The 13,817-nt window shown below is 40.8% G+C and carries 12 protein-coding genes; 1 reads left to right on the top strand and 11 read right to left on the bottom strand.

Going from position 1 to position 13,817, the window contains the following annotated elements:
- Positions 1-7: 7 nt before the first annotated feature.
- Positions 8-430, bottom strand: a complete 423-nt coding sequence (locus tag EKM93_RS08315) for a MarR family winged helix-turn-helix transcriptional regulator (RefSeq protein WP_125714871.1) — start codon at positions 428-430, stop codon at positions 8-10.
- 106 nt (positions 431-536) lie between these two features.
- On the opposite strand from EKM93_RS08315, the gene EKM93_RS08310 reads away from it, so the two are divergent.
- On the top strand, positions 537-2,258 hold the full coding sequence (locus EKM93_RS08310) for an NFACT RNA binding domain-containing protein (RefSeq protein ID WP_125714869.1): 1,722 nt from the start codon (positions 537-539) through the stop codon (positions 2,256-2,258).
- A 42-nt stretch (positions 2,259-2,300) separates the two neighbouring features.
- Here the strand turns inward: EKM93_RS08310 and pyrE are convergent, their stop codons facing one another.
- The 10 genes from pyrE to pyrR are packed head-to-tail and all read right to left on the bottom strand — an operon-like array spanning position 2,301 to position 13,781.
- Positions 2,301-2,945 carry an orotate phosphoribosyltransferase gene (gene pyrE, locus EKM93_RS08305; RefSeq protein WP_125714867.1) on the bottom strand — a complete coding sequence of 215 codons (645 nt, stop codon included), beginning with the start codon at positions 2,943-2,945 and terminating at the stop codon, positions 2,301-2,303.
- Positions 2,945-3,652 (bottom strand): orotidine-5'-phosphate decarboxylase, encoded by a 708-nt coding sequence (pyrF, locus tag EKM93_RS08300; RefSeq protein WP_125714865.1) that lies wholly within the window; start codon positions 3,650-3,652, stop codon positions 2,945-2,947. The genes pyrE and pyrF overlap by 1 nt, the downstream gene beginning before the upstream one ends.
- A gap of 12 nt (positions 3,653-3,664) precedes the next feature.
- A complete protein-coding gene (locus EKM93_RS08295; protein ID WP_125714863.1) occupies positions 3,665-4,588 on the bottom strand; it encodes a dihydroorotate dehydrogenase in 924 nt (307 codons plus the stop codon).
- A complete protein-coding gene (locus EKM93_RS08290) occupies positions 4,588-5,355 on the bottom strand; it encodes a dihydroorotate dehydrogenase electron transfer subunit (RefSeq protein ID WP_125714861.1) in 768 nt (255 codons plus the stop codon). The genes EKM93_RS08295 and EKM93_RS08290 overlap by 1 nt, the downstream gene beginning before the upstream one ends.
- Positions 5,356-5,376: 21 nt before the next feature.
- Positions 5,377-8,559 carry a carbamoyl-phosphate synthase large subunit gene (gene carB / locus EKM93_RS08285; protein WP_125714859.1) on the bottom strand — a complete coding sequence of 1,061 codons (3,183 nt, stop codon included), beginning with the start codon at positions 8,557-8,559 and terminating at the stop codon, positions 5,377-5,379.
- A gap of 26 nt (positions 8,560-8,585) precedes the next feature.
- Positions 8,586-9,683, bottom strand: a complete 1,098-nt coding sequence (locus EKM93_RS08280; protein WP_125714857.1) for a carbamoyl phosphate synthase small subunit — start codon at positions 9,681-9,683, stop codon at positions 8,586-8,588.
- 10 nt (positions 9,684-9,693) lie between these two features.
- A complete protein-coding gene (locus EKM93_RS08275) occupies positions 9,694-10,968 on the bottom strand; it encodes a dihydroorotase (RefSeq protein WP_125714855.1) in 1,275 nt (424 codons plus the stop codon).
- A 3-nt stretch (positions 10,969-10,971) separates the two neighbouring features.
- Positions 10,972-11,928 (bottom strand): aspartate carbamoyltransferase catalytic subunit, encoded by a 957-nt coding sequence (locus EKM93_RS08270; RefSeq protein ID WP_125714853.1) that lies wholly within the window; start codon positions 11,926-11,928, stop codon positions 10,972-10,974.
- Positions 11,929-11,931: 3 nt separating this feature from the next.
- Positions 11,932-13,221, bottom strand: coding sequence for a uracil-xanthine permease family protein (locus EKM93_RS08265; RefSeq protein ID WP_125714851.1), 1,290 nt, complete (start codon positions 13,219-13,221; stop codon positions 11,932-11,934).
- A gap of 17 nt (positions 13,222-13,238) precedes the next feature.
- The gene (pyrR, locus tag EKM93_RS08260) at positions 13,239-13,781 is read right to left on the bottom strand and encodes a bifunctional pyr operon transcriptional regulator/uracil phosphoribosyltransferase PyrR (RefSeq protein WP_125714849.1); all 543 of its coding nucleotides are present in this window, start codon (positions 13,779-13,781) and stop codon (positions 13,239-13,241) included.
- Between the last annotated feature and the right edge of the window lie 36 nt (positions 13,782-13,817).

Here is a 13,817-nt window from a genome sequence, read left to right as displayed (position 1 = left end):
CGTATAATTACACCTTACGTTTTATTAAATCAGATTCAAAGCGATTCAATAAAACTGTTAAAAATTGTTTTTCATCTTTGGACCAATATTTAAATACCGCATCATCTAGCTGAGAAATTTGTTGTGTTGCTTGATTTAAGACTTGTAATCCATGGGGCGTTAACTGATAATGTTTTTGATGCCTATCAGAACTGATTTCATTTAAACGAATTAAATCTTGCTGGACCAGTTGATTTAATTGTCTAGAAAGTGTAGATTTATTAGTTTGCAGCTGTATTTGTAAAGCCTGATTGGTTGTATGGCCATCTTGTAGTAAACTTAATAAGGTCCATAGGCGAATTGTCAGATTCGATTCTGCTAAAACAGCCGTTAGAACTTGTTCAATTTTTTTGCCGACGTTATAGATGCGTGTTACCTGATTTTTTTGCATGATATCACCTCTATTGCATTATACAATTTTAAAGTTTCATAATGCAACATAACGGGAGTATAACGGCACAAACTTAAAATTATTTATAAAAAGGAGTCTAATTCCTATGTCTTTTGATGGTACTTTTACCCACGCGATGATTTTAGAATTAAAAGAATTATTGGAAAATGGTAAGCTTAATAAAATTCAGCAGCCTTATCCCAATGAACTTATTTTAACAATCCGAAAAAATAGAAAAAATCAAAATCTACTTTTATCAGCGCACCCTTCTTATGCGCGTATTCAAATTACTAAAGTCCCTTACAATAATCCACCGATTCCTAGTAAGTTCGTTATGACTTTACGCAAGTATTTAGATGGTGCAATTATTAAAGAAATCTCTCAAGTACACAATGATCGAATTATTCATTTTGTCTTCGCCTCCCGTAATGAACTGGGGGATCTTCAACATTTACGGTTAGTTGTTGAATTAATGGGTCGACATAGTAACATCTTTTTGATCAATGCGGAAACGAATAAGATCATTGATCTGGTCAAACGCGTTTCAATCAGTCAGAATTCTTATCGGGGTTTAACCCCTGGGGCGACTTATCACGAACCGCCTTATCAAGATAAAGTGGATCCATTTTTAATGACGTCAGCACAATTAACGCAATTAACAACAGCGTTGAATCAAGCAGAAGATGAAACGGCTCAACGCCAACTTCTAGGGACAACTTTGCAAGGCTTAGGTAAAGATACTTTAAACGAGTTAATATATCAAATCAAAGAAAATGGTATGACCGTATTTAATAGTTTCTTTAAGCGTTTTGATGCGGGTACACCAACTTTAACCACCGCTGCTAACAAAAGCTATTTCACGGTTTTCCCTTATGTAAGTCTGCAAAATTTACCTGACAGCACCTTGCAGCAATTTGACAGTCTAAGTACCCTTTTAGATCAATATTATGATCAAAAGGCCCGGCAAGATCGGGTGAAGCAACAATGTAGTGAACTCATTCATTTCATTAATTTGGAATTGGATAAAGATAAAAAGAAAATGGTTAAGCTGCAAAAAACCTTGGATCAATCTAAAAATGCAGAAACTTATCGCCTAAAAGGGGAATTATTAACCACCTATCTGCATCAAGTTACCCGGGGTATGAGGGAAATTACATTACCTAACTATTACGATAATGAAGCGCCGGTCAAAATAACGTTATCTAATCAGTTATCCCCTTCTAAAAATGCGCAGAAATATTTTAATCGTTATCAAAAACTTAAAAATTCTGTGGCTTATGTCAATCAGCAGATGGCGTTAACCCAAGATGAAATCACGTATTTTGAAGGTATTTTAGCCCAAATTGATTTGGCCGAGCCTAAGGATCTTGAGGATATCACTTTAGAGTTAGAACGTGAAGGTTACTTGCATAAGAAAAAGAAGAAACAGCGAAAACCAGCTAAGATTAGTAAACCTGAAGAATTTTGGGCAGCCGATGGGACGCATATCTTAGTAGGGAAAAATAATTTACAAAATGATCAATTAACTTTGAAAAAGGCTAAGAAATCAGATATTTGGCTACACGCTAAAAATATTCCAGGTTCCCATGTCATTATTGAAGATAATGCGCCAACGCCAGAAACATTAACGGCTGCAGCGACGTTAGCGGCTTACTTTTCTAAATCGCGGTTATCTGCTTCAGTACCTGTGGACTATGTCATGGTTAAAAAAGTGCATAAACCAAATGGGGCTAAGCCAGGTTTCGTGATTTATGAAGGTCAAAAAACATTATATGTTACACCGACCCAGGAATTCGTAGCGGGCATGCGGCAACGGCCTACAAAATAGGAAACAAAAAAGGATATATCAATATTGATATATCCTTTTTGTTTAATCAAATTGTTCAGACCAGGCTTTAGGATCTTCACGCCATTGTTTTAGTGTCTCTAATGTCTCTTCTTTAATGTAGTGTTCTTGAGCAGCTACATCAATGAGGTGGGTATAATTAGTGAGTGTTCTAAAAGGTATATTCGCTTCTTCAAAGTTGGCATAGACGGCTTTGAGTTGATAGCTAAAAATACCAACTACGCCAATTACATCGGCCCCTTCTTTTTTGGCAGCTTGTGCTGCACTTAAAACACTGCCGCCGGTGGAGAGCAGATCATCAATAACGACCATCTTTTGTCCCTTGATCAAGTGCCCTTCAATTTGATTGCCTTTACCGTGATCTTTAGGTTTAGAACGAATATAAACCATTGGTAGATTTAATAATTCTGCGACCCAAGCTGCATGGGGAATCCCTGCAGTGGCCGTGCCGGCGATGACTTCTACACCAGGAAAATCTTCAGAAATAATTTGGGCTAAGCCTCTGGCAATGTGTTTACGAATAATCGGATAAGCTAAAGTGATACGATTATCACAATAAATGGGACTATGTAAACCGCTGGCCCAGGTAAAAGGTTCTTCTGGTGATAAAAAGACCGCTTCAACGTTTAATAAATCTTTAGCAATTTGTTCAGGAGAGATATGATGCATTAGTTTTGCCCCCAATTTGTTTTAATTTTTTGATATGCTGCAACAACATCTGTGGCTCTAGTTATTGGGCGTCCAACGACAATATAATCACTGCCGTTTGCACGGGCGATTTCAGGTGTGACCACTCGGGTTTGGTCTTGATCTGGTTCAGCAATTAAGCGAATCCCTGGTGTGACACATAAGAAATCATTGTCTGTGGCTTGTTTTATAGCGGTTACTTCTAATCCGGAAGAAACAACCCCATCTGCCCCATTTTGTTTGGCCAATTGTGCATAATTTACAACACTATCCATAATCGTTCCAGAAATATTTTGTTCTGAATTTAATTGTTGTTGGGAAGTAGAAGTTAATTGGGTGATGGCCAATAATTTTGTGTCTTGACCGCCGGGGGTAGATAAAAGCCCCTCTTTGGCTGCCGTAATCATCTTGGAACCGCCAGCCGCATGGATCGTTGTGAGTTTAATGTTGCCTAATTCACCGATAATATGCATTGCCCGCTTAACCGTATTTGGAATATCATGTAATTTTAAATCTAGGAAAATATCATGGCCCCGCCGACTAATTTCTTTTACAATGCTAGGCCCGGCTTGATAAAACATTTCCATACCAATCTTCACAAATAAATGTTCATCCTTAGGAAATTTATCTAAGAAATTGTATAGGTCATCCGTGGATTCAAAGTCTAAAGCAATAATTGGTAGTGTCATTAATATTTTCCCCTATTCTATTTTATCTCGTTGCTGAATCAGTGATTCAATGCTTTCAATGTTATATTCAGCCATTGTGGCCGGTAAAGCTTGAATGAGTTTGTTGCAAATAAAAGGATCAATTAAATTAGCTGTGCCTACAGCAACTGCATCGGCACCGGCGATAATCATTTCTAAAATATCTTCCGGTTTTTGAATACCCCCCATACCGATAATTGGTAAATCACAGGCAAGATGCACTTGATGGATCATGTGCAGGGCTACTGGTAAGATAGCGGGTCCAGATAGACCACCAGTTTGATTCGCTAAAATAGGTTGTCGGGTCGTAAGATCAAAGCGCATGCCTACAAGGGTGTTAATCATTGTAAAGCCAGCCGGATTTGCTTTTTCAATGGCTTTGGCAATCGTGACAATATTGGTGACGTTTGGCGACAACTTAACATAAACTGGTACCTCCGAAGCAGCCACGCAAGCTTTCGTGAGTTCATAAGCCATTTGTGGGTCAACCCCAAAACTCATACCGCCGTGGGCCACATTGGGACAAGAAATATTTAATTCAATCGCCGAAACAAGATGGGGTTTGCCAATCTGCTGACAAACAGCGACATAATCCGCTTCAGTGGCACCGGCCACATTAGCGATAATCGGTAGTTCTGGAAAATTCTGCTGTAGATAAGGAATTTTTGTTTTGATAATCTGAGCCACACCGGGATTTTGTAAGCCAATGGCATTTAGCATGCCGTCTGGTGTTTCGGCAACTCGAGGTACCGGATTACCGAATTTTGGTTCAGGGGTGGCCGCTTTAATCATTATGGCGCCGAGTTGATTTAGATCGTAAAGCTGACCTAATTCCTCACCAAAACCGCAACAGCCGCTGGCGGGCATAATTGGATTTTTTAAGTTCAATCCAGGTAAATTAGTGGCTAATATGGACATTATAAGATCACCTCATTCACATGAAAAACGGGGCCGTCAGAACAAACTTTTTTATAGCCATTATCAGGTGTGCGCACGACACAAGCGTTACAAATACCAATGCCGCAAGCCATTCGCGCTTCAGCTGAAATATAAGCTTGGGGATGTTGGGCAAACCGTTGACTGACCGCTAACTCCAATGGTCGTGGACCACAGGCATAAACGGCATCATAAGATTTTGTTGAAAAAGATTGATCTAATAGATCGGTGATTAACCCTTTATTTTGGTAAGTACCATCATCGGTAATGACTTCTGTATGACCGAATTGGGCCATATTTTCCTCATAAAAAACCCGATTTTTAGTCGGGAAGCCTAACGCAATATCTAACTGATGGCCTCTTGCTGCTAAAACACGGGTTAATTCATACAATGGTGGTAAGCCGGTACCACCGCTAACGATGAGGACAGTTGCCTTTTTAGGTAATTGGTCAATTGGGAAACCGTGACCTAAAGGCCCTAAGACTTGTAGTTTTGTGCCAAGTGCCAGCTGAGCCATTGCTTCAGTCCCAGCACCGACAACACGATAAATAATTTTGATATAACCGGCTTGTTGATTAACCTCAGCGATCCCAAAAGGTCGACGTAAGCTTGCTTCAGGAATTTGAATGTTCACAAACTGTCCGGGATGAATGGGACGTTTGGCCATTTCTCCGGCTAAACACATTTCAAATGTCCCTACCGCAATTTCTTTTTGTTGGATAACTGTTAACTGGTCATCAAAAACCATGTTATACCTCCTCTTTAGTCTCTATAATGGTTTTGTGATAAAGCTTTTAGATTCTAGTACTTTTAAAATGGCGGCGGTTGTATCTAATGATGTAAATAACGGCACGCCATGCATAATCGTCGTTTCACGAATATCCTGACCGTCGTTGGCAGTATCATTATCATCTTGCCCCATCGTATTCACAACGGCTTGAATCTGACCTCTTTCTAAATTATGAAGCAAATTATTATTGTCGGATTCATGGATCTTTTGAACCGCTTTGGCTTTGACACCGTGGGCTTTAAAGTAAGCGGCAGTGCCTTTTGTGGCTAGAATTTGATAGCCGACTTCTCGGAATCGTTGGGCTAAGCTCAAAGCTTCTGGTTTATCTTCGTCCACCACGGTGAATAAAATATTGCCATATTCTGGTAAATGTAATTTCGCTGCTTCAAAGGCCTTATACAAAGCCTTTTCTAGTGTTTTATCTGAACCCATGACCTCACCGGTGGATTTCATTTCGGGCCCTAATAAACTGTCCACTTTAGCGAGCTTCGAAAATGAGAAAACGGGTGCTTTGACATGGATTAACGCATCAGGTTTAACTAAGCCATCCGGATAACCTAGGTCTTTTAACTTTTTGCCCAAAACGACTTGTGTTGCGACTTGCGCCATGGAAATCCCGGTTACTTTGCTTAAGAATGGGACCGTCCGGCTAGCTCTAGGATTCACTTCGATGACGTAAGGTTTATCGTCATGGATCACAAACTGAACATTCATCATGCCAATGCAGTGCATACTCAAGGCTAATTTTTTAGTATAGCTGACGATGGTTTCAATAATTTCTTGAGACATATTTTGTGGCGGATAAACGGCCATGGAGTCGCCGGAATGAATACCAGCACGCTCGATATGTTCCATAATTCCTGGAATCAAGACGGTTTCTCCATCACAGATGGCATCCACTTCACATTCTTGACCTACAAGATAGCTGTCAATCAAAACGGGATGGGCATTTGAAGCTTTAACGGCATTCGCCATGTAATTATTTAATTCACGTTCATTGTGCACAATTTCCATAGCTCGGCCGCCTAAAACATAACTTGGCCGCACTAAAACAGGATAACCAATTTTAGCAGCGACACTTGGTGCGACTTCAGCGTTGGTAACGGTGTCGCCAACGGGATGGGCAATGTCTTGATCGATGAGGACTTGTTCAAATAAGTCCCGATCTTCAGCCCGGTCTAAATCCGCTAAGTTGGTGCCCAGAATTTTGACCCCATTTTCTACTAACGGTGCGGCTAAATTAATTGCGGTTTGCCCACCAAATTGGACAATAACTCCTAGCGGCTGTTCAAGATCAATCACATTTAAGACGTCTTCTGCAGTTAATGGTTCAAAATACAGTTTGTCGGAGATTGAAAAATCAGTTGAAACTGTTTCTGGATTACTGTTCATGATAATGGCTTCATAGCCAGCTTCTTGAATGGCTTTTACGGAATGGACGGTGGCGTAATCAAATTCCACGCCTTGACCAATACGAATCGGGCCAGAACCTAGGACTAAAACAGAAGGTTTATGGGTTCGGTCGCTTTCATTTTCAGTTTCATAAGTGCTGTAAAAATAAGGGGTTGTGGCATCAAATTCACCAGCGCAAGTATCTACCATTTTATAAACAGGAATAATATTTTGAGATTTGCGCATTGCCCGAATGTTGGCTGCATCAGAATGCCAAATATTGGCAATGGCCGCATCAGAAAAACCGTTTTTCTTTGCTAAGGTTAAATGATCTAAGTTATTCGGTTCATGGGCTAATAATTTTTCAATCTCTACGATATGTTGCAGCTTGTCTAAGAAAAAGAGGTCAATTTTAGATAGTTCGGCTAATTCTTCAACGGTATACCCTCGTCTTAAGGCTTCGGCGAGATAAAACAGCCGATCATCTTGTGGTCGAATAATTTTTTCAGCCAATTGATCGTCTAAAACATCGGCTAATTCTGGTATTTGTAAATGATCAACGCCTATTTCTAAAGAACGTACAGCTTTTAGCAAACTCTCTTCAATATTTCGCCCAATGGCCATAACTTCGCCGGTGGCTTTCATTTGGGTGCCTAAAGTACGATCCCCTTTTTCAAATTTATCAAATGGCCAGCGGGGAATTTTAGCAACAACGTAGTCTAAGGCAGGTTCAAATTCAGCCAGGGTCTGGGCGGTGACTGGATTTTGAATTTCATCTAAATGTAGACCTACTGCAATTTTAGCGGCCATTTTAGCGATGGGATAGCCAGTGGCTTTAGAGGCTAATGCGGAAGAACGGCTAACCCGAGGGTTCACTTCAATAACATAGTAATTAAAGCTGTTGGGATCCAGTGCTAGCTGCACGTTACAGCCACCTTCGATTTTTAAAGCCCGAATGATCTTTAAAGAGGCGTCACGTAACATTTGAACTTCTTTGTCAGATAAAGTTTGAACGGGGGCAAAGACGATAGAATCTCCGGTATGGATGCCCACCGGATCAAAGTTTTCCATGTTGCAGACAACTAACGCGTTATCGGCAGCGTCACGCATCACTTCAAATTCAATTTCTTTATAACCAGCAATACTCTGTTCAACTAAAACTTGAGTTACTGGTGATAAGGCGAGCCCATTTTCAACAATACTTTGCAGTTCGTCGTCATTTGTGGCGATCCCACCGCCAGTGCCGCCTAGAGTGAAGGCTGGGCGAATGATGACTGGATAGCCAATTTCAGCAACAAAATCCTGAGCTTCTTTTAAGTTATAAGCAATTTGGGAACTAGGAATGGGTTCTTTTAAGTCTTGCATTAATTCTTTAAAAGATTCCCGATCTTCGGCTTTATCGATGGCTTCTAGATTTGTACCTAATAATTCAATGTCTAGGGCCTCTAAAATACCGGTTTTAGATAGAGACATGGCAATATTTAAGCCGGTTTGTCCGCCTAATGTTGGTAAAATAGCGTCAGGAAGTTCCTTGCGTAAGATTTGTGAAACAAATTCTAAAGTAATTGGTTCAATATATACTTTGTCAGCAATTTCTTTATCTGTCATAATTGTTGCAGGATTTGAGTTTATTAAAACCACTTCATAGCCTTCTTCTTTAAGAGCTAAGCAAGCTTGAGTGCCTGAATAATCAAATTCAGCGGCCTGACCAATGATGATTGGTCCAGAACCAATAACTAAGATTTTATGCAAATCTGTCCGTTTAGGCATAGGTTAACGCCATTCCTTCCTAATATCTAGAATTGGTGCTTGAGTTTAGAGTTGTTTTTTGCTTGAAAGGCATCGATCATTTCCATAAATTCATCAAATAAATGATTTGCATCATGTGGTCCCGGTGCAGCATCAGGATGAAACTGGACGGATAATGCGGGATAAAAGCGATGTCTTAAACCTTCAATGGTTTCATCATTAATTTCTTCATGGGTAATGATTAATTGATCTTTATCAATGGATGCTTTTTTTACGGCATAGCCATGGTTTTGTGAGGTAAAATCAATGCGACCAGTGGCAATTTCCCGGACGGGATGATTAAAACCTCGATGGCCAAAACGCATTTTATATGTTGTACAGCCATTAGCTAGCGCAAACAATTGGTGTCCTAGGCAAATGCCGAAAATTGGAATTTTGCCTTGAATACCTTGAATCATCGTGATTGCTTCTGGAACATCAGTAGGATCACCAGGGCCATTAGTTAACATGACGCCGTCTGGATCTAAATCTAAAATTTCTTCAGCCGTTATATTATAAGGCACAACTGTAATGTTACAGTTGCGTCTGGATAACTCTCTTAAAATAGAATGCTTTAGGCCAAAATCAACAACGACAATATTACGACCCACATCTGGACTAGGATAAGCTTGGGATGTGGAAACTTGTTGTACTTGATTTTTAGGCAGGACTAAAGCTTTGAGCTGATCAAAGGCGTGTTCATCTGCAGCGTCCATAATACTGCCCTTCATTGTGCCTCGGGAACGAATGCGTTTGGTTAAAGCCCGGGTATCAATCCCCGTAATCCCTGGAATTTTTTTGGCTTTCAAAAATTCATCTAGAGAGATTTGATCCCGCCAATTGCTGGCACGTCTAGCGGCTTCGTGAACGACGATCCCTTTACAAGTTGGGACAATAGACTCAAAGTCATCGCGGTTGATGCCGTAATTACCAATTAAAGGATAAGTAAATGTGATGATTTGTCCGTTATAAGATTGATCTGTAATTGTTTCTTGATAGCCACTCATACCTGTATTAAAAACAATTTCACCGGTGGTTGTAAATGGTGCGCCGAAGCCTTCACCAACAAAGATACTACCATCTTCGAGGATTAAGTACCGTTTCATTGTAGCCCTCCTAAATCGGGAAATGGATTTTTTGACCGTTGACATAAGTTGCTGTTGGCCAGCCATAAACCGTATCACCAATAAATGGTGTGTTTTTACCCTTTGAAACAAAATCACTAACTTGAATGGTATGTGCTGTGTTTAAGTCAAAAATGGCAATGTCTGCAGGTTGTGCTGCTTGCAATTGGCCAGCGTTCAGCTTTAAAACGGCAGCTGGTTTATGAGTCAGTGCCGCTAATAATTGACTTAATGATACCATACGTGTCCGGACAAGTTGTGTATAAAGCACCGCAAATGCTGTTTCAGAACCGGTAATGCCAAATGGCGCTGTCCGCATAGAACCGGCTTTTTCTTCGGCGCTGTGGGGGGCATGATCCGTGGCGATACAATCAATTGTACCGTCAATTAAACCGGCAATGAGCGCTTGCCGATCTTCAAATCCGCGTAACGGTGGATTCATTTTCATCATTGGATCATCATGGGTAATCATCGTGTCATCTAGTACAAGATGATGTGGTGTGACTTCACAAGTGACGCTGATGCCCGCTTTTTTCGCTTCACGAACTTGGCGAATACTTTCGGCAGTAGAGATGTGACAGATGTGATAATGGGCACCAGTTGCGGCGGCTAAGGCGATATCCCGCGCAACTTGACTAGATTCAGAAACACTTAAAATACCTGGTAAACCTAATTTTTCAGCCGTTACACCGGCGTTCATAACGCCGCCACGGACTAAGCTATCATCTTCTACATGGGCAACGATTGGCAGGTCAACGGCTTTTGCTAATAACATTGCGTCGTACATAGTGCCTGCAGATTGAACGCCTTTGCCATCATTGGTTAAGGCAATTGCCCCAGCCGCTTTAAGCGCAGCCGCATCGGTTAAATCTGTTGAAGTTAAGTCGTTGGTAATTGGGGCATATTGGTTTATTTTAATATGACCATCTGTTTGATTTCGTTTAATTTGTGCCTTTAATAGTTGGGCGGTATTTGGTACTGGATTCAAGTTTGGCATGGCACACACGGTGGTAAAACCGCCATGGGCTGCTGCTAAACTGCCACTGTCAATGGTTTCTTTATGGGTAAACCCAGGTTCTCTAAAATGAACGTGGATATCGACTAAACCCGGGGTAACTAATTTGTCTTGGGCATCAATGCATGTAACATCGGCTGAAACGTTGATGTCTGGACTGATGGCTTTAATTTTTTCATCTTCAATTAGAACATCGGCGTGATGTAATTGTTGATTCGTATAAACTAAGCCGTTTTTAATGAGTGTTTGCATGATTTAAGCCCCCAAAGTAATTGTGGCAGTTGCCCGTGGTGCTAACAAGTGCCGTGCTGCTAGGACGGTTTCTAACATGGCCATTCTAGTGTAAACGCCGTTACTCATTTGTTGGAAGATTCTAGATTGTGGGCATTCCACTAAATCAGAAGCAATTTCTACATCGCGATTGACGGGTGCGGGATGCATGATGATTGCGTGATTTTGCAATTTTTCAGCTCTAGCCATCGTTAAGCCATATTTTTCATGATATGCTTCTTTAGAAAAACTTTCATTTGATTCATTTGTCAAACGTTCATGTTGTACCCGTAGTAACATCATAACGTCTACTTCTTGAACCAATTCATCCATGCTCATGTGCGGACCATAGGCTTCAAAGTCTTTTGTATACCAAGCATCAGGGCCAGAAAAAGCAACTTTAGCGCCGAGTTTGGTTAAGAGCATCATGTTAGAGCGTGCGACACGAGAATGTTCTAAATCGCCGACAATGCCGACTTTTAAGCCGTCAAAATGACCAAATTCTTCAAAAATTGTCATCACATCTAGTAAACATTGGGAAGGATGCTGACCAGCGCCATCACCGCCGTTAAGAATGGCGATATTACTATTGTCAGGTTGAATCAGTTGATCGTAGTAATTGGCTTGAGGATGACGGATAACGGCGATATCTGCACCGATTGATTGAACCGTCTTAACGGTATCATAGAGCGATTCACCTTTTTTGATTGAACTTGTTTGTGCTTCAAAGCTGAGAACTTGTAACCCTAAGCGACGTTCAGCCATTTCAAAACTTGTGTGTGTGCGGGTACTGTTTTCAAAAAACATATTGATCGCATAAACTGGACGTCTTAACTCAACGGTTTCACCATTTTTGAATGCTTGTGCTCTATGAATAATACTCAAAACATCAGTTTCTGTTAAATCTTCAATGGTTGTAAAGTTCTGCTTTAAAATTGTCATTTTTTAATGCACTTCCCTTTCGCTTGCGGCTTTTTGTGGTAAAACTAGATTTAAGATAATTCCTAAGATAGTAGCGATGGCAATCCCTGAAAATTGGAAGTTGCCGATTTGTAAGTAGGCATTCCCGATACCGATGACTAAGACTGAAGAACCGATCATCAGGTTGCGTTTTAAGTTAAAGTCAATGTGATTATCGATCAAAACACGTAATCCGCTGGAAGCGATAACCCCGAATAGTAAGAAGCTGATACCACCAATGACTGGTGATGGAATACTTTGAATTAAGGCACTTAATTTACCGATAAAACTGAAGAGGACTGCGAAAACCCCGGCGCCGATTAAGACGTAAACACTGTGGACTTTTGTAATGGCAAGTACGCCGATGTTTTCACCGTATGAAGTTACCGGAGGGCCACCGACGAAACCGGCGATAATTGAAGCTGTCCCATCACCGGCTAAGGTTCGATGCAAGCCAGGATTTTTGAAGAAGTTACGGTGGGTTAACCCGTTTAAGACCATGATATGGCCCATATGCTCAGTCATTGTAACAAAGGCAATGGGCATCATGCTTAAGATGGCGCCCAGATAAAGTTTAGGACTGTAGCTGATGAATGGAAATTCGAAGTCTGGTAATTTGAACCATGCGGCATCAATTACAGGTTGAAAATTGACAATACCGACAACCACTGCTAGGAGGTACCCAGCAATAATACCTAGTAAAATGGCGATTTGGCTTAAGAAGCCTTTGAGGAACATGTTTAGAATAATTGCGATAATTACGGTGGCCATTGCGACGATAAAGTAACGAATATCGTAGTTATTACCATTCATTGTGGCATCTTTAGCGGCGGTGCCGGCTAAAGATAAACCGATAACCATAACGATGGGGCCCACAACGATGGGTGGTAAGGCTTTGTCGATCCAAGCATAACCGATCCGTGAAATAATCAGTGAAACGATTAAATACATAGCACCAACTGCCACGGTCCCTTGGGCAATTCCGGGGTAGCCGGTAGTTTTCATTAAGGCTAACATCGGTACGATGAAAGAAAAACTTGAACCCATGTACGCTGGAATCTTACCTTTTGTAATTAAGATGTACATTAAGGTGCCGACCCCGGAACTGAATAAGGCGATCCCTGGGTTTAAGCCGACTAGAATTGGAACAAGTACAGTTGAACCGAACATTGCGAACAAATGCTGAATTGAAAGGCCAAACCAATGACCTAGTGTGGGTCTATCCTGAATATCTAAAATAACTTCATCATTATGAAATGGTTTTTTATCTGCCAACGAAACTCACCTACCGCTTATTTTTGTAAATCTAAAATATCAATACTATCTTTACCATCGATTTCTTCAACGTTTACTCTAATTTGTTCATCTAAAGATGTAGGGATGTTCTTACCTACAAAATCAGGTCGAATTGGTAATTCCCGATGGCCTCTATCGACAAGTACAGCCAACGCAATTTTTTTAGGTCGGCCGATATCCATCAAAGCATCTAAGGCAGCCCGGATCGTACGACCGGTGAAGACAACATCGTCTACTAAAATGACGTTTTTGTCATTAATATCAAATGCGATATCACTGCTGTTAACTTCTGGTTCTTGATCTGTTTTAGCGTCATGATTGTCATCGCGATATAAGGTGATGTCTAACGTTCCAACCGGTACGTCGATACCTTCGAGCTGTTTTAGGCGGCTGGCGATGCGCTGAGCCACGTAGATACCTCTTGTCTTAATACCTACCAAAGCGATATCTTCAACCGTTTTGTTTTGTTCGATAATTTCATAAGTAATTCTTGTAAGAGCTCTTTTCATTGTCACGCCATCAACGACTTCTTTACCCATTACAACATTCTCCTTTACATAAAAAAAACCCCTTAC

It is taken from the genome of Agrilactobacillus yilanensis (genome assembly GCF_003946725.1).
Lineage (GTDB): Bacteria > Bacillota > Bacilli > Lactobacillales > Lactobacillaceae > Agrilactobacillus > Agrilactobacillus yilanensis.
The sequence above is the reverse complement of the archived record's forward strand: the minus strand, read 5'-3'. Positions and strand labels throughout refer to the sequence as shown.

Coding starts and splice junctions, on each gene's coding strand:
- EKM93_RS08315 (WP_125714871.1), bottom strand. CDS start 430: ATGCAAAAAAATCAGGTAACACGCATCTATAACGTCGGCAAAAAAATT.
- EKM93_RS08310 (WP_125714869.1), top strand. CDS start 537: ATGTCTTTTGATGGTACTTTTACCCACGCGATGATTTTAGAATTAAAA.
- pyrE (WP_125714867.1), bottom strand. CDS start 2,945: ATGCATCATATCTCTCCTGAACAAATTGCTAAAGATTTATTAAACGTT.
- pyrF (WP_125714865.1), bottom strand. CDS start 3,652: ATGACACTACCAATTATTGCTTTAGACTTTGAATCCACGGATGACCTA.
- EKM93_RS08295 (WP_125714863.1), bottom strand. CDS start 4,588: ATGTCCATATTAGCCACTAATTTACCTGGATTGAACTTAAAAAATCCA.
- EKM93_RS08290 (WP_125714861.1), bottom strand. CDS start 5,355: ATGGTTTTTGATGACCAGTTAACAGTTATCCAACAAAAAGAAATTGCG.
- carB (WP_125714859.1), bottom strand. CDS start 8,559: ATGCCTAAACGGACAGATTTGCATAAAATCTTAGTTATTGGTTCTGGA.
- EKM93_RS08280 (WP_125714857.1), bottom strand. CDS start 9,683: ATGAAACGGTACTTAATCCTCGAAGATGGTAGTATCTTTGTTGGTGAA.
- EKM93_RS08275 (WP_125714855.1), bottom strand. CDS start 10,968: ATGCAAACACTCATTAAAAACGGCTTAGTTTATACGAATCAACAATTA.
- EKM93_RS08270 (WP_125714853.1), bottom strand. CDS start 11,928: ATGACAATTTTAAAGCAGAACTTTACAACCATTGAAGATTTAACAGAA.
- pyrR (WP_125714849.1), bottom strand. CDS start 13,781: ATGGGTAAAGAAGTCGTTGATGGCGTGACAATGAAAAGAGCTCTTACA.